At 67.9% G+C, this 23,955-nt stretch carries 28 protein-coding genes; 7 read left to right on the top strand and 21 right to left on the bottom strand.

Annotation, left to right across the window (positions count from 1 at the left end; all coding sequences use genetic code 11):
* Window positions 1-520: 520 nt before the first annotated feature.
* The gene (locus AC11WY_RS16605; RefSeq protein WP_482927540.1) at window positions 521-1,270 is read right to left on the bottom strand and encodes a DUF1013 domain-containing protein; all 750 of its coding nucleotides are present in this window, start codon (window positions 1,268-1,270) and stop codon (window positions 521-523) included.
* Between the two features lie 122 nt (window positions 1,271-1,392).
* Between AC11WY_RS16605 and AC11WY_RS16600 the strand changes: the two genes are divergently transcribed.
* The gene (locus tag AC11WY_RS16600; protein WP_482927538.1) at window positions 1,393-2,031 is read left to right on the top strand and encodes a ribonuclease T2 family protein; all 639 of its coding nucleotides are present in this window, start codon (window positions 1,393-1,395) and stop codon (window positions 2,029-2,031) included.
* A gap of 4 nt (window positions 2,032-2,035) precedes the next feature.
* Here AC11WY_RS16600 and AC11WY_RS16595 read toward each other — a convergent pair whose 3' ends face one another.
* Genes AC11WY_RS16595 through AC11WY_RS16580 form a run of 4 tightly spaced genes read right to left on the bottom strand, consistent with a single transcriptional unit; the run spans window position 2,036 to window position 4,921 of the window.
* Window positions 2,036-2,518 carry a SpoIIAA family protein gene (locus AC11WY_RS16595; RefSeq protein ID WP_482927536.1) on the bottom strand — a complete coding sequence of 161 codons (483 nt, stop codon included), beginning with the start codon at window positions 2,516-2,518 and terminating at the stop codon, window positions 2,036-2,038.
* A 59-nt stretch (window positions 2,519-2,577) separates the two neighbouring features.
* A complete protein-coding gene (locus tag AC11WY_RS16590; RefSeq protein WP_482927534.1) occupies window positions 2,578-3,240 on the bottom strand; it encodes a hypothetical protein in 663 nt (220 codons plus the stop codon).
* On the bottom strand, window positions 3,237-4,229 hold the full coding sequence (locus AC11WY_RS16585) for an NAD(P)H-quinone oxidoreductase (RefSeq protein WP_482927532.1): 993 nt from the start codon (window positions 4,227-4,229) through the stop codon (window positions 3,237-3,239). The genes AC11WY_RS16590 and AC11WY_RS16585 overlap by 4 nt, the downstream gene beginning before the upstream one ends.
* Window positions 4,226-4,921: a COQ9 family protein gene (locus AC11WY_RS16580; RefSeq protein WP_482927530.1), complete on the bottom strand. Its 696-nt coding sequence runs from the start codon at window positions 4,919-4,921 to the stop codon at window positions 4,226-4,228. The genes AC11WY_RS16585 and AC11WY_RS16580 overlap by 4 nt, the downstream gene beginning before the upstream one ends.
* Before the next feature lie 129 nt (window positions 4,922-5,050).
* Between AC11WY_RS16580 and rpsU the strand changes: the two genes are divergently transcribed.
* Complete coding sequence (gene rpsU / locus AC11WY_RS16575; protein WP_482927528.1) at window positions 5,051-5,257, top strand: 30S ribosomal protein S21; 207 nt, start codon at window positions 5,051-5,053, stop codon at window positions 5,255-5,257.
* A 94-nt stretch (window positions 5,258-5,351) separates the two neighbouring features.
* On the opposite strand, the gene AC11WY_RS16570 is transcribed toward rpsU, so the two are convergent.
* The 4 genes from AC11WY_RS16570 to AC11WY_RS16555 form a co-directional block, all read right to left on the bottom strand.
* Entirely contained in the window at window positions 5,352-5,714 is a 363-nt protein-coding gene (locus AC11WY_RS16570; RefSeq protein ID WP_482927526.1) for a cupin domain-containing protein, read from the bottom strand.
* 77 nt (window positions 5,715-5,791) lie between these two features.
* Window positions 5,792-6,214: an OsmC family protein gene (locus AC11WY_RS16565; RefSeq protein ID WP_482927524.1), complete on the bottom strand. Its 423-nt coding sequence runs from the start codon at window positions 6,212-6,214 to the stop codon at window positions 5,792-5,794.
* Window positions 6,215-6,484: 270 nt separating this feature from the next.
* Window positions 6,485-7,318, bottom strand: a complete 834-nt coding sequence (locus AC11WY_RS16560) for a polyphosphate kinase 2 family protein (RefSeq protein ID WP_482927522.1) — start codon at window positions 7,316-7,318, stop codon at window positions 6,485-6,487.
* Between the two features lie 129 nt (window positions 7,319-7,447).
* Window positions 7,448-7,906, bottom strand: coding sequence for an Lrp/AsnC family transcriptional regulator (locus tag AC11WY_RS16555; protein ID WP_482927520.1), 459 nt, complete (start codon window positions 7,904-7,906; stop codon window positions 7,448-7,450).
* Between the two features lie 141 nt (window positions 7,907-8,047).
* Here AC11WY_RS16555 and ald point away from each other — a divergent pair, with 141 nt between their 5' ends.
* Window positions 8,048-9,166, top strand: a complete 1,119-nt coding sequence (gene ald, locus AC11WY_RS16550; protein WP_482927518.1) for an alanine dehydrogenase — start codon at window positions 8,048-8,050, stop codon at window positions 9,164-9,166.
* Window positions 9,167-9,219: 53 nt separating this feature from the next.
* On the opposite strand, the gene AC11WY_RS16545 is transcribed toward ald, so the two are convergent.
* Both AC11WY_RS16545 and mscL read right to left on the bottom strand, forming a co-directional pair.
* The gene (locus tag AC11WY_RS16545) at window positions 9,220-9,573 is read right to left on the bottom strand and encodes a hypothetical protein (protein WP_482927516.1); all 354 of its coding nucleotides are present in this window, start codon (window positions 9,571-9,573) and stop codon (window positions 9,220-9,222) included.
* 174 nt (window positions 9,574-9,747) lie between these two features.
* Window positions 9,748-10,185, bottom strand: a complete 438-nt coding sequence (mscL, locus tag AC11WY_RS16540) for a large conductance mechanosensitive channel protein MscL (protein ID WP_482927514.1) — start codon at window positions 10,183-10,185, stop codon at window positions 9,748-9,750.
* A 145-nt stretch (window positions 10,186-10,330) separates the two neighbouring features.
* On the opposite strand from mscL, the gene AC11WY_RS16535 reads away from it, so the two are divergent.
* Complete coding sequence (locus AC11WY_RS16535) at window positions 10,331-11,029, top strand: glutathione S-transferase family protein (protein WP_482927512.1); 699 nt, start codon at window positions 10,331-10,333, stop codon at window positions 11,027-11,029.
* On the opposite strand, the gene AC11WY_RS16530 is transcribed toward AC11WY_RS16535, so the two are convergent.
* The 3 genes from AC11WY_RS16530 to pheT all read right to left on the bottom strand — a co-directional run bounded on the left by AC11WY_RS16530 (window position 11,026) and on the right by pheT (window position 15,829).
* Entirely contained in the window at window positions 11,026-12,630 is a 1,605-nt protein-coding gene (locus AC11WY_RS16530) for a GMC family oxidoreductase (RefSeq protein WP_482927510.1), read from the bottom strand. The two genes, AC11WY_RS16535 and AC11WY_RS16530, sit on opposite strands and share 4 nt — an antisense overlap.
* Window positions 12,631-12,695: 65 nt before the next feature.
* Window positions 12,696-13,328 (bottom strand): phosphoribosyltransferase, encoded by a 633-nt coding sequence (locus AC11WY_RS16525; protein WP_482927508.1) that lies wholly within the window; start codon window positions 13,326-13,328, stop codon window positions 12,696-12,698.
* 59 nt (window positions 13,329-13,387) lie between these two features.
* A complete protein-coding gene (pheT, locus tag AC11WY_RS16520; protein WP_482927506.1) occupies window positions 13,388-15,829 on the bottom strand; it encodes a phenylalanine--tRNA ligase subunit beta in 2,442 nt (813 codons plus the stop codon).
* A gap of 169 nt (window positions 15,830-15,998) precedes the next feature.
* Between pheT and AC11WY_RS16515 the strand changes: the two genes are divergently transcribed.
* Window positions 15,999-16,160 (top strand): hypothetical protein, encoded by a 162-nt coding sequence (locus AC11WY_RS16515; protein ID WP_482927504.1) that lies wholly within the window; start codon window positions 15,999-16,001, stop codon window positions 16,158-16,160.
* A gap of 2 nt (window positions 16,161-16,162) precedes the next feature.
* Here the strand turns inward: AC11WY_RS16515 and AC11WY_RS16510 are convergent, their stop codons facing one another.
* The 6 genes from AC11WY_RS16510 to AC11WY_RS16485 form a co-directional block, all read right to left on the bottom strand.
* The gene (locus AC11WY_RS16510; protein WP_482927502.1) at window positions 16,163-16,561 is read right to left on the bottom strand and encodes a hypothetical protein; all 399 of its coding nucleotides are present in this window, start codon (window positions 16,559-16,561) and stop codon (window positions 16,163-16,165) included.
* Between the two features lie 235 nt (window positions 16,562-16,796).
* A complete protein-coding gene (locus AC11WY_RS16505; RefSeq protein WP_482927500.1) occupies window positions 16,797-17,147 on the bottom strand; it encodes a DUF2513 domain-containing protein in 351 nt (116 codons plus the stop codon).
* Window positions 17,144-18,217 carry a phenylalanine--tRNA ligase subunit alpha gene (gene pheS, locus AC11WY_RS16500; protein WP_482927542.1) on the bottom strand — a complete coding sequence of 358 codons (1,074 nt, stop codon included), beginning with the start codon at window positions 18,215-18,217 and terminating at the stop codon, window positions 17,144-17,146. The genes AC11WY_RS16505 and pheS overlap by 4 nt, the downstream gene beginning before the upstream one ends.
* Before the next feature lie 123 nt (window positions 18,218-18,340).
* On the bottom strand, window positions 18,341-19,336 hold the full coding sequence (lpxK, locus tag AC11WY_RS16495; protein WP_482927498.1) for a tetraacyldisaccharide 4'-kinase: 996 nt from the start codon (window positions 19,334-19,336) through the stop codon (window positions 18,341-18,343).
* Entirely contained in the window at window positions 19,333-20,484 is a 1,152-nt protein-coding gene (locus tag AC11WY_RS16490) for a 3-deoxy-D-manno-octulosonic acid transferase (RefSeq protein WP_482927496.1), read from the bottom strand. The genes lpxK and AC11WY_RS16490 overlap by 4 nt, the downstream gene beginning before the upstream one ends.
* 79 nt (window positions 20,485-20,563) lie before the next feature.
* Window positions 20,564-20,809: a DUF4170 domain-containing protein gene (locus AC11WY_RS16485; protein WP_482927494.1), complete on the bottom strand. Its 246-nt coding sequence runs from the start codon at window positions 20,807-20,809 to the stop codon at window positions 20,564-20,566.
* 231 nt (window positions 20,810-21,040) lie between these two features.
* Here AC11WY_RS16485 and AC11WY_RS16480 point away from each other — a divergent pair, with 231 nt between their 5' ends.
* Both AC11WY_RS16480 and AC11WY_RS16475 read left to right on the top strand, forming a co-directional pair.
* Complete coding sequence (locus AC11WY_RS16480) at window positions 21,041-21,919, top strand: EamA family transporter (RefSeq protein ID WP_482927492.1); 879 nt, start codon at window positions 21,041-21,043, stop codon at window positions 21,917-21,919.
* A 61-nt stretch (window positions 21,920-21,980) separates the two neighbouring features.
* Window positions 21,981-22,727 carry an SDR family oxidoreductase gene (locus AC11WY_RS16475; RefSeq protein ID WP_482927490.1) on the top strand — a complete coding sequence of 249 codons (747 nt, stop codon included), beginning with the start codon at window positions 21,981-21,983 and terminating at the stop codon, window positions 22,725-22,727.
* Between the two features lie 26 nt (window positions 22,728-22,753).
* Here the strand turns inward: AC11WY_RS16475 and AC11WY_RS16470 are convergent.
* A partial coding sequence (locus tag AC11WY_RS16470; protein ID WP_482927488.1) for a hypothetical protein occupies window positions 22,754-23,955 on the bottom strand: 1,202 nt, incomplete at its 5' end.

The raw sequence follows: 23,955 nt of genomic DNA, 5'->3' as shown, positions 1-23,955 counted from the left end.
CAGAAATAGTTCACGCCGTGTCTGCTTCTTCTTCATCGCGTCGCGAAGACCGGGAAAGGCGGGCTGTTTCGACATCGGCAGGGCTCCCTGGAGGCTTGCCCAAGTCTACCAGATCACGCCGAAAGCGGGAGGTTTTTCAGACGTTCCTTAAGTTCAGTGAGGATCGAATCGTCGTCGTATGTCTCTAAGAAATCGATATTGAAAGGGCGCATTTTCAGTCCTTTCCAACGCAGATAGCCCCTCGTAGCGAGGCATCAGTTTCATTAAGCCAGAGGCCACCAGCCGTCAAATCCGTTCGTGAATTTTCTGCCTCGGAAGGCTTGGATCGGGACGGCAAGGAAAAAATTCAGATGCAGGCGCTTTCGCAGACTTCCCACCGTTGAAACCAACCACGGAGGGTCGAATTTTGCCATCTTACCAGAGTCCGCTTCGTCCCGTAATCCGGACGCCCCCCAAGGCCCCGCCCAAACCAAAAGGCCCCGGCTTCCGCCAGGGCCCCCGATCCTGAACGACATGCGCCTCAGCGCTTGTCGTCGTCCTCGTCTTCGTCGTCATCGCCGTGCGGCAGGTTGAAGAAGCTTTCGGCGTCGGAGTAATCCGCCGGGCTCTCTTCCTTTTCGCTCAGCTTGAAATGCTCCAGCCCGGCGATCGAGGAAGGCATCTTCGGCTCGGTCGCCATGCCCAGCGATTGCTCGGTCGAGACCAGCTTGCGCCGCTCGTCATCCGTCATCACCACGCCTTCGGAAGCCTTCTTGCGCGCCGCCGCCTGCACGGCCGCGTCAAGTTCCGACTGGCGGCACAGACCCAGCGCGACCGGGTCGATCGGCTGGATGTTCGAGATGTTCCAGTGGCTGCGGTCGCGGATCGACATGATCGTCGGCTTCGTGGTGCCAACCAGCTTGCCAACCTGACCATCCGAAAGCTCCGGGTGGAACTTCACCAGCCACAGGATCGCGGCCGGGCGGTCCTGCCGCTTCGACAGCGGCGTGTAGCGCGGGCCCCGCCGCTTTTCCTCGCCGACGGCGGCGGCGTAGAACTTCAGCTTCATCCGGTAGGCCGGGTCCTTCTGGGCGCGGTCGATCTCGGCCTGATCCAGTTGGTTGTTGGCGATCGGGTCGAAGCCTTTCACCCCGGTCGCGACATCGCCGTCAGCGATGCCCTGCACCTCAAGATCGTGCATCCCGCAGAAATCCGCGATCTGGGCAAAGCTCAGCGTCGTGTTGTCGACCAGCCAGACGGCCGTGGCCTTCGCCATGAGGGGCTTGTTCATCGGAACCACTCCTTTACAAATCTCTCCCGAGCCGGGAAAACGGCTGCGGCCGGGGCCGCGGTTCCAGTTTTCGGGAAGTTGGGCGTGTATATAGTCGTCTCGCCGTCAAGAGGAAAGAGAAAATGCGCGCCCTTGCCCTGCTGATCCTGCCGCTGCTGCTGGCGGCCCAGATGGCCCGCGCGGGCGATGCGGCGGGCCGGTTCGATTACTACGTGCTGTCGCTCAGTTGGTCGGCCGACTGGTGCGCGCTGACCGGCGACGCCCGCCACGATCCGCAATGCGCCCCCGGCCGCGGCCTCGGCTTCATCCTGCACGGACTCTGGCCGCAGAACGAGAGCGGCTACCCCAGCGACTGCCGCACCGGCGAGCACGACCCCAGCCGGGGCGAGACCGCCGCGATGGCCGACATCATGGGCGGCCCCGGCCTCGCCTGGCATGAGTGGCAGAAACACGGCCGCTGTTCCGGTCTGGCCTCGGCGGATTACTTCGCGGCCGCGCGGCGCGCCTATCAGGCCGTCACGATCCCGCCGGTGCTGGCGCATCTCGACCGGACGCTGCATGTGAAACCCTCGGTCATCGAGGATGCGTTCCTTGAGGCCAACCCCGGCCTGACCCGCGCCGCCATCGCCGTGACCTGCGACCACGGCCTGATCACCGAGGCACGCATCTGCCTGACCAAAGACCTGACGCCCCGCCCCTGTCCGGCCGACGCCGCCCCGCGCTGCCCTCTGCCCGCCGCCGAGATCGACGCGGTGCGGTAAGCCCTCACGGGTTCGGCGGCATCATGTCCTCGGTCAGCGGCATCTTGTGCGTCACATCCACACCCGGCTCATGCGGTTCCGTCGGCGCCCCGCTTTCGGCGATCCAGACCTTCGTCGCCTCCAACTCGCTCAGCGCGAACACGTGCACCGGGCAGGGCATCAGCGGCGCAAAGATCTTCACGCCCGCGCGGATCCACTCGACATCCGTCACCACCGCCACCCGCGCGAAATCGCCCATGTGCAGAAACCCGAGTTTCGCATCGTCCCACATCGCCCCAGCGGTGTAGCCCGCAAACTCTGGCCCGAGGATATAGACCAGCTTCAGCCGCCCTTCGGCCGTCACCTTGGCCTTCACCGCGGGGATCAGCACCGTCTCGTAATCCTCACGCCGGATTTCGCCGGTGGCCTTGATCGCCAGAACGTCGGCGGGATAGCCGTCCAAAATCTGCATGTGCGCTGTCATCGCATCCTCTCTTGCTGCGATCATTTACACCTCCCCATATGGGGAACCGGGGCCGCAAGTACCATGCGCCAGGTCAAGAAAGGTCAGGGCAAGGGCGCGAGAGCTATACCGGTGAAATGGATGGCTGGAAAATGGATCGGCATTCCGGCCTCGCTGACCAGAGATCGGCTGATGACAAACCCAAGTTCAGGGGCCACCACCTCTTGCCAGACGGTTTTCCCGGAATGCGCAAAGTCATCGGTTTCCTGCACGTCGACCGCTTGGTAACTGCAGGCTCCGATCGTCAGCGGCGCGGAGTTTACGACGTCCCAGCTTGCCGTCCCCGTGTCAAAGACCTCGCTGCCCACGAATTCCTGCACCGGCGCCTCGGCGTGTTTCTGCACGACGAGCGCGTTTGGCTCAATCGGGCCCGTGCCGTATTCGACGCGCGTCATCGGCGAGGGATACATCGGCCCGCCCTGTGCAAAAAGGGGCAGATAGGGAACCGTGGTCGGTCGGAAGCTGTAAGGCGAAGGGTTGTCGATGTAGCGGCGTGGCATGCCGTGAACCCTTTGGGGGGCCATTAGAGCCGTCAGCGTACCCACAAGCTGCCCACCCTGCCGCCGCACGACGATGATAAGGGGTGGGTAGATCTGCATGAACTCGATCCCCCGCTCCAGATCGGCGCTGGTCGGGCAATCCGCAGCTTCAACCGCCTGCGCCAGCGTGACCCCGAGGGTCAAAGCCAGCGCGGCGGCACCCCTCACCCCCGCACCTTCAGCACGACCTTGCCGATATGCCCCGCGCTTTCCAGCCGCTCGTGCGCCGCCGCCGCCTGATCGAGCGGAAATTCCGAATCGATCACCGGCGCGACCCGGCCCGCCGCCAGCAGCGGCCAGACCTGCGCCTCCAGCCCCTCGGCGATGCGCGCCTTGGCCAGATCGGACTGCGGCCGCAGGGTGGACCCGGTGATCGTCAGCCGCCGCATCATCACCTCGGCGAAGTTCAATTCCACCTTCGGTCCGGTCAGAAAGGCGATTTGCACCAGCCGCCCGTCATCGGCCAGCGCCTGCACATTGCGCGGCAGATACGATCCGCCCACCATGTCGAGGATCAGGTCGGCGCCGCCCTCGGCCTTCAACACGGCCGCAAAATCCTCGTCGCGGTAGTTGATCGCCCGCTCGGCGCCCAAACCGACGCAGACGGCGCACTTCTCGGCCGATCCGGCGGTGGTGAAGACCCGTGCGCCGAAAGCATGCGCCAACTGGATCGCCGTGGTGCCGATGCCGGATGAGCCCCCATGCACCAGAAACCGCTCGCCCGCCTTCAGCCCGCCGCGCATGAACACGTTCGTCCAGACGGTGAAGAAGGCCTCGGGCAGGCAAGCGGCCGCCTTCAGCCCCATGCCTTCCGGGATCGGCAGCGCATGGCTGGCCGAGGTCAGCGCGTATTCGGCATAGCCCCCGCCCGGCAGCAGCGCGCAGACCGCATCGCCCACCTGCCCGCGCGTCACGCCCGGCCCCACCGCTGCGATGGTTCCCGCCGCCTCCAACCCCGGCAGCGGCGAGGCGCCCTTGGGCGGCGCATAGGCTCCCGCCCGTTGCAGCGCGTCCGGCCGGTTCACCCCGGCCCAGGCCACCGCAATCACGATCTGCCCCGCGCCGGGCACCGGAACCGGCCGCGTGCAGGGCACCAGCACCTCGGGCCCGCCGGGGCGGCTGATCTCGACCGCGCGCATCGTCACCGGCAGGATCATGGCTGCCGCCCCCGGTCAAGAACGCCCGGCATCCCCTCGGGCAAGGGCTTGGGTGCATGGACCTTGCCCATCAGCCACAAGGGCCCGGCGAACAGCTTCGACAGCACCGGGCTGTCCTTCACCTTCGCCTTGGCGGTCTCGATCCGCATCACATCCTCGATCCGCCGGTCCAGAAACTCCCAGGTCGCCTGCGCCCCCGGCGTCTCATCGCCCAGCCAAAAGAGCACGGTCGCGGCATAGACCCCCGACAGCGTCGCCCGCTTGGTGTACCAGTTGATGTCGTCCGAGGTATCGCCCAGCGTGCGCCAGATCAGGTCCGCCGTGCCCCAGATCGCCTTGGCGCCCTCGGCGGCGTGCTGCGGCAGGGCGAACAGCGTCGTGCCCCGCCGCACCGCCTCGCGGTCCGCCGCTTCCAGCCGGAACCGCACCGCCGCGGCGATCCGGTCGCGAAAGCGCATCGCGCCAAGGTCGGCCGCCTTCAGCCGCTCCACCATCGCGCCGTCGCCCGCCGCGTGATAGGCCAGCGCCAGATCGACCGCGCCACGCGGCAGCATCGCGCGGGCCAGCGCGGGCGCAACCCCCCCATCGCGGCAGGCGGCCTGAAAGGTCGCCTCGCTCCAGCCGTCGAAGGGCACATGGCCCAGCGCCGCCGCCAGCAGCCGCGTCCGCATCGCCTCTGGTGTCTCGCTCATCGCCGCCTCCATCTTGTCCCACGGGATGTAGCTCCCCAGCGGACGGTGGACAAACCCGGCCCCCTTTGCTAGAAGCCCCCGGCCTGCACAATTCGTGCAACTTTAACCTAGGAAGGTGGTGACAACCACATGCAGGTAAGCGTTCGCGACAACAACGTCGATCAGGCCCTCCGGGCCCTGAAGAAAAAGCTTCAGCGCGAGGGCGTGTTCCGTGAAATGAAGCTCAAGCAACATTTCGAGAAACCGTCCGTCAAACGTGCCCGCGAGCAAGCCGAAGCGATTCGGCGTGCCCGTAAACTGGCGCGCAAGAAAGCCCAGCGCGAAGGCGGTCTCTGACGTCAGCGACTGCTTGGCGGGGCAACCCGCCGCCGGACGACCCCCGAGGCAGCGCCTGCGGGGGTTTTTCGTTTCTGGCGCACGGCATGGGCGCCTATTCCAGCGGGAATTCCGGCCCGACGATGTGCACCGCCAGCAGGCAGCCATCCGGGGTGTAGGAATTGTGCTCGGTGCCGTCGCGGTAGAACACCAGATCGCCCTTGCGCAGCACCGTGCCGTCGCTCTCGATCAGCTCGCCCTCCAGGATCAGGAACTGTTCGTGCCCGTTGTGGCGGTGGCTGCGGCTGCGCATGCCCGCGGGCATCCGGTAGACGTGGAAGCCCTGCCCCAGCGGGCGGCTATCGTCGAGTTGCAGCACGGAATCACCCAGAGCCAGCCCGTCGTCATAGACGAACGGCTGAAACGGCGCCTCCGCGATGCTCGCGATGCGGCGGTCTGCGGGGTCGATCGGCTTCATCATTCGTCTCCCTCTGGTTGCGGGGATTCCACCACCGCTGCGGCGCGAGGGCAAGCCACCCCCGGCCCCGGCACGGATCAGGCCGTCGTATCCACCATCTCGATGCTGTGCGTCACCTCCGCCGCCTTCGCCATCATGATCGAGGCCGAGCAGTACTTTTCCGCCGACAGTTGCACCGCCCGCTCCACCTTGGTCGGCGACAGCCCGCGCCCGCTGACGATGAAGTGCAGGTTGATCCTGGTGAACACCTTGGGGTCTTCCTCCGCCCGCTCGGCGGTCACCACGCACTCGCAGCCCTCCACCCGCTCGCGGCCGCGTTGCAGGATCATCACCACGTCGATCGACGAACAGCCCCCGGTGCCAATCAGCAACAACTCCATCGGCGAGGGCCCCGGCGTCGCCCCGCCCGGCATTTCCGCCGCACCGAGCACGATCGAATGCCCCGAGCCCGATTGCCCCACGAAGGTCTTGCCCTCGACCCATGTCACACGCGCGTCCAAGATGATCTCCGTATTGGTTTGGGCGGGATCATGGGGCGCTGGCGCGTCGGGTGCAAGGGTGCGGCGGGGGCCGACAAGGCAACTCTCCAGTGGAGAGTTGCCCGGCCCCTTGCCCATAAGGCCGAAGGCAGTTGGGCAAGAGGGGTGCAGCTTGGACCAGACCGCGTTCATCGGGCCGCGCCTGCCTGGGCTGGCGCGGCAACGCGCCTGCCGAGGGCAGGCAGGCGCGGCCCGATGTGTCTGCGGACACATCAAGCAAGTGCCCTCCCCTCACTCCGTCCGCCCCCTGAGCTTCTCCAGAAACCCCGGCTCCAGCGCGAAGTGTTTCAGCGCCGCCTCGATCACCTCTTCCGACAGCGCGGGCGGCTCCAGCGTCAGCCCTTCGCCCAGCACCTCGGCGATCTTCGTCAGCGCGGCGATCCGCCCGAACGGCTTGTCCTCGGCCGAGATCAGCGTCCAGGGCGCATAGTCGGTCGAGGTCTTGGCCAACATTTCGTCGATCGCCCCGGCGTAGTCGTCCCAGCGCGCGCGGTTGCGGAAATCCTCGTAGCTCAGCTTCCAGCGTTTCAGCGGGTCGCGCAACCGTTCCTCGAACCGGCGCAACTGTTCCTCGGGCGAGATGTGGAAAAACAGCTTCACGATGCGGATGCCGTCATCGGTCAGCATCCGTTCAAAATCGGTGATCTCGCGGTAGCCCGCCTTCCAGCGGTCCTTCGGGGTCAGCGCCTCGACCCGTTCCACCAGCACGCGGCCATACCACGACCGGTCAAAGGCCGAGATCGCGCCCGAGGGCGGCAGCCGTTCCATGAAGCGCAGCAGGAAATGGCGTTGCAGGTAGTAGTTGCGCGGTGCGCCGATCGGCCAGACCTTGAAACTGCGCGGGTCGAAGGCGGCGGCGAGGCGGCGGATCGTGCCGCCCTTGCCCGCCGCGTCCCAGCCCTCGAACACGATCACGCCCTTGCGGCCGGTGGCCAGATAGGCTTGCTGGATGCGGGCCAGCGTCAGCGTCAGCTTGGCGAGCTTCTTCTGATAGCTCGCGTCGTCGATGGTCCGGCTCAGGTCCGCGTCGGAAAGGCGCGGAGTCGTGCGCTTGGTTTTGGCCATGCCAACCCCTCATGATACCTTCGCGCGCCGAGCCAGCATGGCAGAGTGCGCGGAGGCGGCAAGCGGAAAACGTCGGTGCGACGTCGGTGTGTTTTCGGTGCCTTTTCGGTGCGGTTTCTGTGCCCCGATTCAGACCGGAATCGCCGTCGTCCGGAACACCGTCCTGAGGGCAAACGACGAGTGCATCTGCGCCACCCCCGGTAGCCGCGCCAGATGCTGGCGGTGGATGCGGGCGAAATCCTCGGTGTCCTGCGCGACCACCTTCAGCAGGTAATCCGCCGTGCCCGCCATCAGGTGGCATTCGAGCACATCGGGGATGCGCTTGATCCCCTTCTCGAACGCCTCCAACACCTCATCCGCCTGACCCGACAGGGTGATTTCGACAAAAACCGTGGTCGGCCGCCCCATCTTGCGCTCATCCAGCAGGGCCACATAGTCGCGGATATAGCCGTCCGCCTCCAGCCGCTGCACGCGGCGATGGCAGGCCGAGGGCGACAGGTTCACCCGTTCGCTGAGGTCGGCATTGGTCATCCGCCCGGCGTTCTGCAGGGCTTCAAGGATGCGGCGGTCTGTCGCGTCAAGGGTCATTTCGGCGCACGTTTCTACGAAAATTGGCGTTTATATTCGCAGACTCTACCGAAAATACCCCCGAACACCACTACTCTTTTCAAAGCAATTGCGCGCAGCCGCGCCCAAAATATGGGCAATGGATTGCAGGGAGGATGCCCCATGAAGATCGGTTGCCCGAAAGAGATCAAGCCGCAGGAATTCCGCGTCGGCCTGACCCCCCACGCCGCCCGCGAGGCGGTGGAGCATGGCCACACCGTGCTGGTCGAAACCAATGCCGGCGTCGGCTCGGGGTTCAGCGATGCCGACTACATCGCGGCAGGCGCCCGGATCGTGCCGACGGCGGAAGAGGTCTTCGCCGAGGCCGAGATCGTGGTGAAGGTCAAGGAACCGCAAGCGGTCGAGCGCAAGCGCCTGCGCGACGGGCAGGTGCTGTTCACCTACCTCCACCTTGCCCCCGATGCCGCGCAGACGCGTGACCTGCTGGCCTCGGGCGTCACCGCCATCGCCTACGAGACGGTGACGGATCGCATGGGTGGCCTGCCGCTGCTGGCGCCGATGTCCGAGGTTGCGGGCAAGCTGGCCCCGCAGGTCGGCGCCTGGACGCTGCAAAAGGCGAACGGCGGGCGCGGCGTGCTGCTGGGCGGCGTGCCCGGCGTGGCCCCGTCCCGCGTGGTGGTGATCGGCGGCGGCGTGGTCGGCACCCATGCGGCCAAGGTGGCGGCGGGCATGGGCGCGGATGTCGTGGTGCTGGATCGTTCGCTGCCGCGCCTGCGCTACCTTGACGATGTGTTCGGGCGTGATTTCAAGACGGTCTACGCCAGCGCGGGCAACACCGCCGAACTGGTGGCCGAGGCTGATCTGGTGATCGGCGCGGTGCTGATCCCCGGTGCCGCAGCGCCGAAACTGGTGACGCGGGCGCAACTGTCCACGATGAAACCCGGCGCCGCGATCGTCGATGTGGCGATCGACCAGGGCGGCTGCTTCGAGACCAGCCACGCCACCACCCACCAGCACCCGATCTACGAGGTGGACGGCATCCTGCACTACTGCGTGGCCAACATGCCGGGCGCGGTGGCGCGCACCTCGACGCTGGCGCTTGGCAACGCGACGATGCCGTTCCTGCTGGCGCTGGCCGACAAGGGCTGGCGCCGCGCCTGCGCCGAGGATCCGCATCTGCTGGCCGGGCTGAATACCCACGCGGGCAAACTGACCTACGCCGCCGTCGGCACCGCGCTGAACCTGCCGGTGATCGACGCGAAGGCCGCGCTCGCGGTCTGACTCAAGGGATTTGCAACTGCACCGCCCCGGTCTTCCGGGGCGGTGAGCGCCGGTCAGGTCGACCGTTGGATCAGAGGATCAATCGTGATCTCGACGTGAGTCTGCGTCATGATGTCGAGGACCACCTTCTTTTCATAGATCGGCCCGCCTTCGGCCAAGGCGTTGCGCAGCAGCAGCGTCCAGATCCGCGTGCTGGGCGCGTCGGGCGTGCTGTGATCGGCGTCAGCCGGGTCGCAGGCGACGCGGAACAGACGAGGCTTGTCTCGCACGTACATGCTCACCCAATCCTTGTAATGGCCATTGCTTGCGATCAGCAGGACTTCCGACGTGTAGACCGTTTCGCCGCTTATCGCGTCGATCACATTCGCGGAAAGATCGCGCCAGACAAAGTTGATGGTCAGGTCCATAGCTTCCCCCGTGCGGCCCTCAGGTGAATCTCGCATCGTGACCGCAGAGCCGCTTGGGCGATCTCCGATGCAACGTTCAAGGCTGTCATCCGAACGCGAACGGCACGAAAAGGCCCGCCGGGGCGGTGGCCTGGTGCGAGCCGCCAACGGAAACGGCACACACCAGTCGTTCAATCAGGCCGTGCGCGCCTGCAGCAGGTCGCGGATCTGGGCCAGCAGTTCTTCCTGCGTCGGGCCCTTCGGCGCGGCGGGCTTTGGCGGTTCTTTCCGGATCGCGGCGTCGCGGATCGCGTTGACGCCCTTGACCAGCATGAAGACGACCCAGGCGATGATCAGGAAGTTGATGATCGCGCTGACGAACGAGCCGTAGGCGAAGACCGCGGCGCCGGTGTCGCGCGCGGCTTTCAGGCCCATGCCGGGGTCGACGTGGCCGCTGAGCACGAAATACATGCTCGAAAAGTCGATGCCGCCGAGGATCAGGCCGATGATCGGGTTGATCAGGTCCGCGACCAAAGAATTGACGATTGCGGTAAAGGCGGCACCAACGATGATACCGACGGCAAGGTCCATGACATTGCCTTTGGATATGAAGTCTCTGAACTCTTTGAGCATATGTGTCCCCACTGACAGGTTCCTGCGTGCGCTCTCCTGGCGCCTGCGGATGAAGAATATCGCATTTCCGCCTCGCGCAGGCAGCAAAAACCTTTACCGTCGGGGGGAAATTTCGCCGAACTGCGTCACGCCCGAGGAGGCAACCTTGACCACCCTCACCGGCTTTCCGATCACCCGCCGCTGGCCCGCGACCCGGCCCGATGTGATCCAGCTTTATTCACTGACCACGCCGAACGGGGTGAAGGTCTCGATCATGCTGGAGGAGACGGGGCTGCCCTACGAGCCGCACTTCGTCGATTTCGGCAAGAACGAACAGATGACGCCGGAGTTCCTGTCGCTGAACCCCAACAACAAGATCCCCGCGATCATCGACCCGAACGGGCCCGGGGGAAAGCCGCTGCCGCTGTTCGAGTCGGGCGCGATCCTGATCTATCTGGCGGAAAAGGCGGGGCAGTTGCTGCCGTCGGGCGCCGCCCGCTATGAGGTGATGCAGTGGCTGATGTTCCAGATCGGCGGCATCGGCCCGATGATCGGGCAGGTCGGCTTCTTCCACCACTTCGCCGGGAAGGCGATCGAAGACCCGCGACCGAAGGCCCGCTATGTTGCCGAGGTGGCGCGGCTGCTGGGTGTGCTCGATGGTCGGCTGGCGGATCGCGACTGGGTGGCGGGCGAGTATTCCATCGCCGACATCGCCATCGGCCCCTGGCTGCGGACCTTGCGTGACTATTATCAGGCGGCCGAAATCGTCGGCTGGGCCGAGCTGACGTCGGTGCCCGCCTACCTCGACCGCTTTCTTGCCCGCCCGGCAGTGCAGCGCGGCCTGACGATTCCGGCGCGGGGCTAGCGCTCAGCCCGGATCAGGTCGGCCGCGCGCTCCGCGATCATGATCGTGGGGGCGTTGGTGTTGCCCCCCAGGACGCGCGGCATCACCGAGGCATCCACCACCCGCAGCCCCGCCAGCCCCCGCACCCTGAGCGACGGGTCGACGACGGCCAGCGCATCCCGCCCCATCCGGCAGGTGCCGACCGGATGGTAGATCGTATCGGCGCGGGCGCGGATGTCGGCCTCCAGCGCGACATCGGAACCGTCGTTGGGGTAGAACCGCCGCCCGCGCCAGGGTGTCAGCGGTTCCGCCTCCATGATCCGCTCCATGATGCGGGCGCCCGTCATCAGCGCCGTCAGGTCGGCCGCAGCGGTCAGGAACCCCATGTCGATGCGCGGGGCCGAAGCGGGGCGCGCGTCGGTCAGCCCGACGCTGCCCCGGCTTTCGGGGCGCAGCACGCAGACGTGGCAGGAATAGCCATCGGCCAGATGCAGCTTGCGCATATGCTCATCAACGATGCCGACCGTGAAATGCAGTTGCAGGTCGGGCCGGGCAAGCTCGGGGCGGGACTTCAGGAAGGCGCCGCCCTCGGCAAAGGGTGTCGCGAACAGGCCCGTGCCGTCGCGGCGCCAGCGCAGCCCCGCCCGCGCCAGCCGCGCCAGCCCGCCGGGGTTCAGGCCCACCACATCGGGGCGCAGCGAGCGGTAGCTGAGGATGTAATCCAGATGGTCCTGAAGGTTCTGTCCCACCCCCGGCAACTCGTGCCGCACCGGGATGCCGTGGGCGCGCAATTCCGCCTCGGGCCCGATGCCCGACAGCAGCAGAAGCTGCGGCGAGCCGAAGGCGCCCCCCGACACGATCACCTCGCGCCGCGCCTCCAGCCGGTGCTGCCGTCCCCGGCGACGGATCAGCGCGCCGGTGGCGCGGCCGCCGTCGATCAGGATGCGCTCGGCGCGCGCGCGGGTGAGCACGGTCAGGTTCGCCCGCCTCAGCACCGGGAACAGATAGGCCACCGCCGCGGAACAACGCTCGCCCTTGTGCGGGCCGTCGAAGACCTGCGTGACCTGATAGAGCCCGGCCCCTTCCTGCTGCGGCCCGTTGAAATCGTCGTTGCGGCGAACCTGAACCGCTTCGCAAGCGTCCACGAAGGCCCGCGCGACCGGGCGCGGGGCGCTTTGATCGGCGACCTGCAAGGCCCCCGCCGCACCGTGCAAGGCATCCGCGCCGCGCTGGTTGCGCTCGGCCATCAGGAACCACGGCTTGACCGAGGCCCAATCCCAGCCTTCGGCCCCCAGCGCGGCCCACTCGTCGTAATCGGCCGCATGGCCGCGCACGTAAAGCATCGCGTTGATCGCCGACGACCCGCCCAGCGCCTTGCCCCGTGGCTGAAACCCGCGCCGACCGTTCAGTTCAGGCTGCGGCACCGTCTTCAGCGCCCAGTTGTTGATCTTCGGCCGCCCCGAGATCATCGCCGCTACCATCGCAGGGGCGCGGATGAAGATGTCGTTGCCGCCGCCGCCCGCCTCGACCAGACAGACCGTGACGGCCGGATCCTCGCTCAGCCGCGCGGCGAGGACCGAGCCCGCCGAACCGCCGCCCAGAATGACGTAATCGAACTGCATCCATGGCCCTCCCGCTGCACGGACAACCTACACCGGCTGGGCGCAACGCGAAGCGCGACCTTGCGTCAAGCGCGCCCGAGGATCGCCTGAACCTCGGCGTCGGTCACTTGCGGAAAGTCGCGGTAGTATTCGCCGACCGCGTAGAAATCGGCCGGGGCATCCAGGCAGATCACCCTGTCGGCCAGGCTGCGCATGTCGTCGACGACCTCCCGCGGCGCGACCGGAACGGCCAGCACCACCTGCGCGGCGCCGCGGTTCGCAATTGCTCGCAGGGCGGCCCGCATCGTCGCCCCGGTGGCGATCCCGTCATCCACCACGATGGCGGTGCAGCCCGCCAGCGGCACCGGCGCCCGGCCGCCGAGATAGGCGACCCGACGCGCGTCGATCCGGGCAAGCTCGGCCGCGATCGCGGTCTCGAACGCGGCAGGGGTCAGGTGCAGGCTGCGCAGGGCCGCCTCGTTCCAGACCACTTCGGGCGCGGCCCCATCCGCGACCGCTCCGGCGGCGTATTCCTCATGCCCCGGCACACCGATCTTGCGCACGAAGATCAGGTCGAGCGGGGCGTTCAGCCGCGCGGCAACCTCGGCCGCCACAGGCACCCCGCCACGCGGAAGCGCCAGCACCACGGGGCGCACCGGCGCCAAGGCGACGAGCCGGTCCGCAAGCTGACGTCCCGCATCGACGCGGTCCTGAAACATCGCTCCCCCTTCGCACAGTCTGGCGCGAGTGTGCCACAGCCCCGGCCGCCGGGCGAGCCTTAGCTGCGCAACACGCCGCCGGTGGCCTTCGCGACCTTCTCGACGATCCTGGCGCTGACCGCCGCGATATCCTCGTCGGTCAGGGTCTTGTCGGTCGGTTGCAGCCGCACCGTGATGGCCAGCGATTTCTTGCCCGGCCCCATCTGCGCCTCGGCCTTGTCGCCGCTGAACTGATCGAACACCGCGACCCACTCGATCAGCACCTTGTCGGCGCCCTGCGCGGCGTTCACCAGCGTCAATGCCTCGACGCGGGCATCGACGACAAAGGCGAAATCGCGCTCCACCGCCTGCAGGCCCGCCAGCACCAGCGCCGGCCGCGTCGCCGTCTTGACCTTGGGCAGCGGCACATTGGCCACCATCACTGTGAAGGCCATCGCCGGGCCCTTGACGTCCAGCGCCTTCAGCACCTTCGGGTGAACCTCGCCGAAGGTCGCCATCACGTTCGGCCCCAGCGCCATCTGGCCCGACCGGCCGGGGTGCCACCAGGGCGCGACCTTGCGGTTGATCTGCATCTTCGCGGGTGCGCCAAGCGCGGCCAGCACCGCCTCGGCATCCGCCTTGGCATCGTAAAGGTCAACCGGGCGGCGTGATCCGAAGGGGTCGCGCGCGGCCGTGGCGCCAACCAGCAGGCCCGCCGCCTGCAGGTGCTGCTCGCCCGGTTCGCCGCCGTGGAAGGCGGGGCCGACCTCAAAGAGCGCCATATCGGCAAAACCGCGCGCCTGATTGCGGGCGGCGGCCTGCAACAGGCCCGGCAGCAGATCGGGGCGCATATGCGTCATTTCGGACGAGATCGGATTCTCCACCCGAAGCGCCTCCTGCCCGCCACCGAACAGCGTGGCCGCCGCGGCATCGATGAAGCTGTAGGTGACGCATTCGTTGTAACCCAGCGCCGCCAGCGTGCGCCGCGCGGCCTTTTCGCGGCTTTGCAGCGGCGTCAGGATCGGCCCCGGCACACCGGCACGGGCGCGCGGCATCGGCCGCCCGACCAGCCTGGTCAGCGAGGCGATGCGGGCGACCTCTTCCACCAGATCGGCCTCGCCGAGGATGTCGGGGCGCCAGGTGGGCGGGAAGGCCATCTCCCCTTCCAGCGTGAAGCCGAGCGATTCCAGCGTTTTGCGCTGCTCGGCGGCGGGAATGTCCATCCCCACCAGCGATTGCACCCGCGCGGTATCCAGCCGGTAGCTGCGCCGCGTGTCGGGCACAGCCCCATCCATCACGACGTCGGACGCCTCGCCGCCGCAAAGGTCGAGGATCATCCGCGTCGCCGCCTCCAGCCCCGGCAGGGTGAAGGCAGGGTCGACGCCGCGTTCAAACCGATAGCGCGCGTCGGAGTTGATCTTCAGCGCCCGGCCGGTGGTGGCTACGGTGATCGGATCCCAGAATGCGGATTCGAGAAAGACCCCGGTCGTCGCCTCGGTGCAGCCCGAATGCTCGCCGCCCATGATCCCGGCGATACTTAGAGCGCGCTCATCGTCAAAGATTACCATCGTGTTCTCACGGAGATCATAGGTCTTGCCATCAAGTGCAAGAATCTTCGTCCAATCGTCGCCCCTGAAGAAATCAAGATTTCCTAAGGTTTGTATCCTCAGATTGCCGGCCACCTTGGCGACGTCAAACACATGCAGCGGGCGGTTCAGGTCGAAGGTGAAGAAGTTGGTGATGTCCACCAGCGCCGAGATGGGGCGCAGCCCGATCGCCTTCAGCCGCGCTTGCAGCCACAGCGGCGAGGGGCCGTTCCTGACGCGCCGGATCACCCGGCCCGCGAACAGCGGGCAGCCCTTTTCCTTCAACGCCGGGTCGATCGTCACCGTGATCGGCGACGGGAACGTGCCTGTAACCGGCTGAATCTCCAGTGGTTTCAGCTTGCCCAGACCCCGTGCCGCCAGATCGCGCGCCACACCGCGCACGCCCAGCGCATCGGGGCGGTTCGGCGTGATCTTGATGTAGATCATCGGGTCGTTCAGACCCTTCCAGTCGATGAAGCGCACGCCCAGCGGCGCGTCGGCAGGCAGGTCGATGATGCCGTCATGATTGTCGGAAAGCTTCAGCTCGCGTTCCGAGCACAGCATCCCGTTGCTCTCGACGCCCCGGATCACGCCCGGTTTCAGGTCCACCCCGGTGCCCGGCACATGGGTGCCTGCGGGCGCGAAGACGCCGACCAGCCCGGTGCGGGCGTTCGGCGCGCCGCAGACCACCTGCACCTCTTCCCTGCGGCCGCCGGGGCCATCAGGCCAGGTTTCCACCCGGCAGACCCGCAGCCGGTCGGCATTGGGGTGCTGCACCGCCTCGATCACCCGGCAGATGCGGAAGGCGCCCAGCGTATCGGCCGGGTCCACGACCTCTTCGACCTCAAGGCCCAGATCGGTCAGCGCGTAAAGGATGTCGCCCAGCGGCGCCTCGGTTTCGAGGTGATCCTTGAGCCAGGACAGGGTGAACTTCATCGCGGGTTCCTCGGGCTTGGTGCGCGACGGGGCTTAGCGCAAACATGCCCGAAGGGAAAGAGCCCGGACCCGGCGTGCCCCTGCGGATTTCCCGTTGGGAAACGCAGAGTTGCCCGACAGCGTCCGGAATGCCACATTTCAGCGGGTCAGTTCATGTATAAGCCACATCATGGACAAGATGCTTGCCACGCCCGTCGACCGCCCGCGCCTGAGGCCGCTGCTGTTGTGCGTTCTGATGGGGGTCACCGCGCTGGCCCTGCTGCCGGTGATCGCGCCGCACGGGCACCACGCCCAGTCCCGCACCGTGACCCCGCCCGCGGGGCAGGACTGAGCCTAGACCCCGACGGCGCGCAGGATCAGCACGGTCAGCGCGGCGACGACGGCGGGCACCAGCACCGATGACAGCCAGAACGACGACCGGGCCAGCGGTTCCGCAGCCGCTTGCGTGACTGCGGCGCCCGCTTTCCCCGCCCGGCGCCCGGCCTTCTGCTGACCGCGCGGGGTCAGGGCGAAGACCACCTCCTCGCCCACCACGGCGCGTTCCTCGACCAGACCATCGGCCTTGAGCCGCCCGATCACGCCGCGCAACTGACGATCCATCAGCATCGGGCGGGGGGCGTCGGTGGCTTTGGTGACGACGAAGGGAACGGTGGAGAACGGCACGCCGTCACCCTGGTCGCGGTCCGCGAGCAGGGCGAGGAGGGAGCGTTCGTCGAGGGCGGGCGTATTCATGGTTTGCTCGGAGTTGGGGCGCAAGGCCCGGAAATTGTTCGCAAATCGGTATACCGAAAACACACCGAAAAAGCACCGATTTCGCACCGACGTTGCACCGAAAACCGTACACAGTTCGGTGAGGCGGACGGGCCGGTGGTTGGGGGGATACGCCGGGGGCGAGGGGAAGGCAACCGGGGGGCGCGGGAAGGTGATCGGGGAGAGTGGAGCGGCGGGGTGAACCCCGCCCTACCGGCTAGAGTGATAGCCCGAGCGTTGCCGCCGCTCTCTGCTTCAAATAGGCGACGGCGATGTCACCCAGCATCGAAAGCGTTGCTCCTCCGATTTCCGCAGCACCGGCCTTTGTTCGGTTCCAAATCGTGTCGTTCCGAATGGCATCGAGAAAGTCGTGCCCTTGCGAAGTCATACGAAACGCATGTTCGTTGATCTGGACCATTAGGCCGGCGTCGCATAGGAGGCCGATATGGTAATGCCTCTTGCGCTGTTCTTCGCCACCAGCAAGCGTCAGAACTGACAATACAAGATAGTCGGGGGCAGCCTCGAACTCCCTCAGCAACTCCCGAATATAATCATCGTCCCGCCTCACCGGCTCAACCCGCCATGCACCGTCGGCATGTCGAGCGCTGCAAAGCCGTAGTGCCGCAGCCACCGCAGGTCGCTCTCGAAGAACGCCCGCAGATCGGGGATGCCGTATTTCAGCATGGCGATGCGGTCGATGCCCATGCCGAAGGCGAAGCCTTGCCACTGGTCGGGGTCGACACCGGCGGCGCGCAGCACTTTGGGGTGGACCATGCCGGAGCCGAGGATTTCCATCCAGGAATTGCCCTCGCCGATCTTCAACTGGCCGCCCTCCCAGGAACAGCGGATATCGACCTCGGCCGAGGGTTCGGTGAAGGGGAAGTGGCTGGCGCGGAAGCGCAGGTCGACGTTGGGCACCTCGAAGAAGGCGCGGCAGAACTCCTCCAGCACCCATTTCAGGTTCGCCATCGACAGGTCGCGGTCGATCGCCAGCCCCTCGACCTGATGGAACATCGGCGAATGGGTCTGGTCCATGTCCATCCGGTAGACGCGGCCGGGGGCGATGACGCGGATCGGCGCGCCCTGCGCCGTCATCGCGCGGATCTGCACCGGGCTGGTGTGGGTGCGCAGGACGTGCGGCGGCCGGCTGTCGCCTTCCGCGCGGGCCATGAAGAAGGTGTCATGCTCCTGCCGGGCGGGGTGTTCGGGCGGGATGTTCAGCGCGTCGAAGTTGAACCAGTCGGATTCGATCTGCGGCCCTTCGGCGACGGCGAAACCCATGTCGGCGAAGATCGCGGTGAGTTCTTCCATCACCTGCGACACGGGATGGATGGTGCCGCGCGGGCGCGGGCGGCCGGGCAGCGTGACGTCGAGCCATTCGGCGCGCAGCCGGTCGTCCAGCGCGGCATCGGCGAGCGCGGCGCGCTTGGCGCGCAGGGCGGCGTCAAGCTCATCCTTCAGGCCATTGAGCGCGGGGCCGGCGGTCTGGCGTTCCTCGGGCGACATCAGCCCCAGTTCGCGCATCTTCAGGCTGACCTCGCCCTTCTTGCCCAGCGCGGCAAGGCGCAGGTCTTCCAGCGCGGCCTCGTCAGCGGCGGCGGCGATGCCGGACAGGTATTTCGCTTTCAGGTCGGTCAGGGCGTCCATGTCCGGTCTCCGGGGGAATGCGGGGCCGTGCTACAAAGCCGGGGGGGCGAATGCAAGGGAAAGGCGGCGGGCGCCTCCGGCGGGGATACTTGTCGCCAGCAAGAATGCGGACCATCAGCGCGCAAACAGCCGGTCCAGCGCCGCATCCAGTGCCGACCAATCGTCGATCTGCAACCGCACCGGCAGGGTCAGCACCTTGGCGCGGAAGCCTCGCGGCAGGCGGACGGCGTCCTTTTCCGTGGTGACGAGTTGCGCACCGGAGGCGCGGGCGTCGCCCTCCAGCCGCCGCATCAGCGCCTCGGACAGCGGCTGATGGTCGGCCAGCGCCTCGGCCCGCAGCAGCCGGACACCGAGACCGCGCAGGGTGGCGAAGAACTTTTCCGGGTGGCCGATGCCGGCGAAGGCCATCACGCGCAGGTCGCGCCAGTCCATCCCGGTTTCCAGCGGGTCCAGCCGCCCGGTAAGGTGCGGCAGCGGCACCTGTGCGCCCCATTGGCGGGTGAAGGCGTCCTGCGCCTCCGGCCCGCCGATCGACAGCACAAGGTCGGCGCGGGAAAGGCCGGTGGCGACCGGCTCGCGCAGCGGGCCGGCGGGCAGGCAGCGGCCGTTGCCGAAGCCACGGGCGGCATCGACAACGATCAGCGACAGGTCTTTCGCCAGCTCCGGGTTCTGGAAGCCATCGTCCATCAGGACCGCCTGCGCGCCCGCCGCGGCGGCGGCGCGGGCCCCGGCGGCGCGGTCTTTCGCAACCCAGGTGGGCGCGAAGGCGGCCAGCAGCAGCGGCTCGTCGCCGACCTCGGCGGCGCGGTGGCGGCGTTCGTCCACCTGCACCGGGCCGGGCAGGGTGCCGCCGTAGCCGCGGCTGACGACATGGGCCGCGATGCCGCGCGCGGCGAGGCGGGCGATCAGCGCGATGGTGGCGGGGGTCTTGCCGGTGCCGCCCGCGTTCAGGTTGCCGATGCAGATCACCGGCACGCCGACGCGAGCGCCCGGCCCCTGCCGCAGGCGGTGCGCGGTGGCGGCGGCGTAGAGCGCGCCGAGGGGCGCAAGCGCGCGGGCGCGCCAGTCGGGGGCCTCGGGCGGGGTGAACCAGAAGGCGGGCGCGGTCATGGCTTGCCCCGCCGGGCGTCCAGCGCCTGAAGCAGCAGATGCGCGACGCGGCCGGTCACTTCGGCGCCGCTGGAGGACACGGCCCAGGCGTTGTGCGCCAGCAGCGCGGCACGGTCGGGCGACAGCAGATCGCCCACCGCCTCGCCGAGGTCGGAGGCCGCGCGGATCTCGCGCACCGCGCGCGCTTCGGCCAGACTGGCGAAGGCGCCCGCATGAAGGCCGGTGCGCGGCCCGTGGATGATCGCCGACCCCAGCGCGGCCGGCTCGTAGGGCGGGCGCAGGCACCCTGCCCCGGTCATGCTGCCGCCGAGGTAGGTGATCGGGGCCAACCGGTACCACAGGCCCAGTTCGCCCTCGGTATCGGCAACATAGACCTCGGTTTCCTCGTCGATCTCCTGGTCGGCCGAGCGCAGCGCGACGGTCCAGCCCTCGCCCTCGGCCAGCCGGGCAGCCAGCGCGGGGCCTTGCGCGGGATCGTCGGGCACCACGATCAGCAAGAGCCGGTGCGCCAGCCGCAACGCCGCACGATGCGCGTCGGCCACGGCGGCAATCTCGGCCTCGGGCAGGGCCACGGCGAGCCAGACCGGCCGCACACGCAGCACATGGGCCATCGACTCGCGCTCCGCCTCGTTGCAGGCCAGCGCGGCCGAGCCCTCCTCCAGCCGCCCCGCCGTCTCGATCGGGGCCGCGGCGCCGCCAAGGCGTCGCAGCGCGCGGGCGGTGCCCGCATCGGGCACGAGGATGCGCGCGGCCTCCGACAGCGCGCGGCGGGCAAGGCCGGGGACAAGGCGCAGCGCGGGGGCGGCGGGCAGGTCGGGCTGGACAAGGACGAGGGGCACACCTTCGGCGGCGGCGCAGTGCAGCAACAGCGGATCGATCGCGCCGCCGATCTGGGCGGCGGCATCGGGGCGCCAGTGGTCAAGGAAGGCGGTCAGCCCGGTGGTGGTCTGCGGCGGCGGCGGCTGGCGCAGGATGCGGCGCGGCAGCACGGGGCCGCCTTCGGGGCCGGTCAGCAGAAGGGCGGCACCCGGCCGGTCCTCGCCCAGACGGCGCAGCAGTTCGGCGGCGGCGGGCAGCAGGGCGGGGTCGGGCACCTGCAGCCAGATCAGCGGGCCCGACGGCCTTGGCGGACGCTCGGGCGCAGGCAAGGCGACCCCGGCCCCCCGCGCCTTTCGGGTCAACGCAAGATAAAGGGTAAGCCCCGCCGGACGCCGCATTCTGTGGGGATCAGCCCCCAAGTTCTTCGGTCGGGCCCGAGGCGGTTTCCTCATCCCGCAGCCGGTGGATATGGGCGATGAAGTAGCGCATGTGGGCATCGTCGACGGTGCGGTGCGCCTCGGCCTTCCACGCCGAATGGGCGCTGGCATAGTCGGGAAACATGCCGACGATGTGAATTTTCGCGGTGTCCTTGAACAAGGTCGAGGACGGGCTGACAAGCTCGCCGCCGAACACGAGATGCAGGCGCTGGGTCATGGGGAGGCTCCTTTCGGGGGTCGGTCGGACCCTAGACGAAAGCGCCGGGGGGTCAAGCAGAGGGCGAAAATGGGGGATCGAAACGGCACCGGGTTTGCACCGGGAAAGCACCGACGCCGATGGGCGATCCGATCGCCCTGCGTGAGGGCGCGGCGCGGCCCCTTCCGCCCGCCCGGCCGCCCGGATATGAGGCGCAGGCGCAGGGATGGCGCGGAACTCCGGGGGCGGATCGTGCCGATATCGGACCTGCTGGCGCTGGCCGCCGCCACCTGCATCGCGGCCAGCGGGATGCTGATCGCCGAATTGCGCGGGCGGGTCGGCGTGTTCCGGCTGGTGCGCTGGCAGATGCTGGCGGCGGTGGCGATGACGGGGGCGGTGTCGCTGGCGGTGGGCGGCTGGCGCACGGTGGCGCCGTGGCAGGCGGGGCTGCTGGCAGCGTCGAGCCTGTCGGGGATCATCCTCGCCAGCACCACCTATTTCGCGGCGATCTACCGGGCCGGGCCGCGGCTGACGGCGCTTCTCTTTTCGCTGACCTCGCCGTTCTCGCTGGTGCTGGGCTATCTGGTGCTGGGCGAGACGATCAATGCCACACAGGGCGCGGGCGTCGGGCTGGTGCTGGCGGGGGTGGTGCTGGCGGTGCTGGGCGGCGCGCCCGCGGGCGGCGCGGCGCGCCCGGTGGCCTGGACCGGGATCGCGCTTGGCGTGATCACCGCGCTGGGGCAGGCCGGGGGCAACCTGCTGGCGCGGCCCGCGATGCAGGCGGGGGTGGAGCCGTTCACCGCGATGGCGATCCGCGACGGGGTGGCGGGGGTGGCGTTCACCGCGCTGGCCTTGCTGCCGATCGCCCGCTTGCGGGATGTGGCGCCGAAGGGCTGGCCGCCGCGGCTGATCGCGCTGGCGGCGGCGTTCTTCGGCACCGGGCTGGGCATGTCGCTGCTGATGGCGGCGCTGGAGGGGGGCAATGTCGGCGTCGTCTCGACCCTGTCCTCGATGACGCCGGTGGTGATCCTGCCGATGGTCTGGGCGCGCAGCGGTGTGCGGCCGGGCGCCGAGGCCTGGGCGGGTGCCGCCCTGGCGGTGGCCGGGACGGCGCTGATCGCGCTGGGATGAGGGGCTGCATCCCGCGCGCGGTCGGACTATCGTTGAGCCTGGCAGACGCAGGAGCGCGACGATGCAGATGAGCGGCAACACCATCCTGATCACCGGCGGCGGATCGGGCATCGGGCGCGCGCTGGCGCGGGCACTGGCGGCGCGGGGCAACCGGGTGATCGTGGCGGGCCGCCGCGCCGATGCGCTGGAAGAGACGGCGGCGGGGCATCCCGGCATCGCGACGATGGTCGCCGACATCGCCAGCGGCGCGGCGATTGCGGCCTTCGCGGCGCAGGTAATGGCGCAGCATCCGGGCCTGAACGTGCTGGTGAACAACGCGGGCATCATGCTGACCGAGGACATGACCGCCGACCCCGTCGATCTGGCGGTCGCCGAAGCGACGATCGCGATCAACCTGCTGGCGCCGATCCGGCTGACGGCGGCCTTGCTGCAACATCTGCGGGCGCAGGCGGCGGCGACGGCGATCAACGTCAGCTCGGGCCTCGCCTTCGTGCCGCGCGCCGATACCCCGACCTACAGCGCCACCAAGGCCGCCCTGCATTCATGGAGCCAATCGCTGCGGCACCTGCTGCGCAAGACCACGGTCGAGGTGCTGGAACTGCCGCCGCCGCTGGTGGACACCGGACTGTCGCCGGGCAGCACGGGCAACCCGCGCGCGATGCCGCTCGACGCCTTCGTGGCCGAGGTGATGGCACTGCTGGCGGCGGGCGCGGGCCCCGAGATCCTCGTGGAGCGGGTGAAGCCGATGCGCGGCGCCGAGGCGCGGGGGGAATTCGCGCAGGTGTTCGGGATGGTCAATCCGGGCTGACGGGGGGTTTCCAACGCGCTGATCCGTCAAGGTTGGGCGGGTAACTCGCCAAGCCAGCGGGCGAAATGCTCGAACATGGAAAGATAGCCCAGAAGCGGTTCCTCCCAGAAAGCGGCGGCGAGCAGGTAGAGGCCGTAGAGAACGAGGCAGGGGCCGAGGACGGAGACCAGCCAGAGTGTGCCAATGAAGAGCGGGGCGGCGGTGGCGGGAACCGCATCGCCCTTGCCGATCCAGCCGGTCAGGGTCTGGCGCCAAGGCAGCGGGATCAGGCCCGACAGGCTGAAAGTGGCAACGACGCCATGCGCGACGGTGGGCAGGATGGTCGCGAACAGCATCAGGTAGACCCAGAGGTAGGACGCGGGGTCAGCGCGGATACCGGCGAAGAGCGGGGCGAGGGGGTAAAGCGGCACGCCCGCGAGCCGGTTGGCGGAGACGATGGCGAGGATCATCGTCGCCCCCGCTGCGGTGTAGAGGAGGGCGGCGAGGCCAAGGTCGAGCAGGCCGAGGAACGCGGCGCCCCAGTTCGCGCGCAGACCCCAGCGGATCAGGGTGAGCGTGACGGCGTAGGAGGCGTAGTCGAAGACGGCGTTGATCAGGGGGAGGGGGCCGAGAAAAAGAAGGAGCGAGCGGACCTCAACAGGGACTTTGGCCCAAGGCGCGCGTTCGAGCGCGATGGCGACTTCGAGAACCATGAGCAGAGTGAACACGACGTAGCCGAGCCAGTGTCGTCCAAGCCCGATCAACCTATTGACGGCCAATATGATTGCCGCTGCGATTGCAAATGGGAGGCCCCATGAAAATTGTGTAAAGAGTGTCACTCCGCCCGGTTCTGCACCGGCAACTACACCTCCGATCGCCCCGGCAATAACGAGCGCGACGATTGTTCTCCCCGTTATCAAACCTTCAAACGGGAGTGCGAGGGACATTAAGATAGCAAGGAAGATTACGATCGAGGTTGCGATTGTCAGTTCGCCTGCGGTTGTGGATGTTATTGAGACCTCGAGCACGAGCGCGAGCACAAATGCGACAAGCATTGAAAGAAAAGGCAACAATTCCTTGTTGCGTCGAAGATCACCACTTAAGGAACGTCTGATCAAGCGCTTCGGCTGCGCCGATTTGGCTGCCTGATCGTTGCGGTGAGGCTGCGTTCGGGCAAAGTGCTCCGGTTTCGGGCTTTCGCAGCCGCCGTCATGGCGGCAAGCTGGTTTTCGGACGGACTCGTGCTCAT

The organism is Solirhodobacter sp. (assembly GCF_964715405.1).
Note: the sequence above shows the minus strand (reverse complement) of the source record. Positions and strands in the feature narration are given on the sequence as shown.

Coding starts and splice junctions, on each gene's coding strand:
- AC11WY_RS16605 (WP_482927540.1), bottom strand. CDS start 1,270: ATGAACAAGCCCCTCATGGCGAAGGCCACGGCCGTCTGGCTGGTCGAC.
- AC11WY_RS16600 (WP_482927538.1), top strand. CDS start 1,393: ATGCGCGCCCTTGCCCTGCTGATCCTGCCGCTGCTGCTGGCGGCCCAG.
- AC11WY_RS16595 (WP_482927536.1), bottom strand. CDS start 2,518: ATGATCGCAGCAAGAGAGGATGCGATGACAGCGCACATGCAGATTTTG.
- AC11WY_RS16585 (WP_482927532.1), bottom strand. CDS start 4,229: ATGATCCTGCCGGTGACGATGCGCGCGGTCGAGATCAGCCGCCCCGGC.
- AC11WY_RS16580 (WP_482927530.1), bottom strand. CDS start 4,921: ATGAGCGAGACACCAGAGGCGATGCGGACGCGGCTGCTGGCGGCGGCG.
- rpsU (WP_482927528.1), top strand. CDS start 5,051: ATGCAGGTAAGCGTTCGCGACAACAACGTCGATCAGGCCCTCCGGGCC.
- AC11WY_RS16570 (WP_482927526.1), bottom strand. CDS start 5,714: ATGAAGCCGATCGACCCCGCAGACCGCCGCATCGCGAGCATCGCGGAG.
- AC11WY_RS16560 (WP_482927522.1), bottom strand. CDS start 7,318: ATGGCCAAAACCAAGCGCACGACTCCGCGCCTTTCCGACGCGGACCTG.
- AC11WY_RS16555 (WP_482927520.1), bottom strand. CDS start 7,906: ATGACCCTTGACGCGACAGACCGCCGCATCCTTGAAGCCCTGCAGAAC.
- ald (WP_482927518.1), top strand. CDS start 8,048: ATGAAGATCGGTTGCCCGAAAGAGATCAAGCCGCAGGAATTCCGCGTC.
- AC11WY_RS16545 (WP_482927516.1), bottom strand. CDS start 9,573: ATGGACCTGACCATCAACTTTGTCTGGCGCGATCTTTCCGCGAATGTG.
- mscL (WP_482927514.1), bottom strand. CDS start 10,185: ATGCTCAAAGAGTTCAGAGACTTCATATCCAAAGGCAATGTCATGGAC.
- AC11WY_RS16530 (WP_482927510.1), bottom strand. CDS start 12,630: ATGCAGTTCGATTACGTCATTCTGGGCGGCGGTTCGGCGGGCTCGGTC.
- AC11WY_RS16525 (WP_482927508.1), bottom strand. CDS start 13,328: ATGTTTCAGGACCGCGTCGATGCGGGACGTCAGCTTGCGGACCGGCTC.
- pheT (WP_482927506.1), bottom strand. CDS start 15,829: ATGAAGTTCACCCTGTCCTGGCTCAAGGATCACCTCGAAACCGAGGCG.
- AC11WY_RS16515 (WP_482927504.1), top strand. CDS start 15,999: ATGGACAAGATGCTTGCCACGCCCGTCGACCGCCCGCGCCTGAGGCCG.
- AC11WY_RS16510 (WP_482927502.1), bottom strand. CDS start 16,561: ATGAATACGCCCGCCCTCGACGAACGCTCCCTCCTCGCCCTGCTCGCG.
- lpxK (WP_482927498.1), bottom strand. CDS start 19,336: ATGACCGCGCCCGCCTTCTGGTTCACCCCGCCCGAGGCCCCCGACTGG.
- AC11WY_RS16485 (WP_482927494.1), bottom strand. CDS start 20,809: ATGACCCAGCGCCTGCATCTCGTGTTCGGCGGCGAGCTTGTCAGCCCG.
- AC11WY_RS16475 (WP_482927490.1), top strand. CDS start 21,981: ATGCAGATGAGCGGCAACACCATCCTGATCACCGGCGGCGGATCGGGC.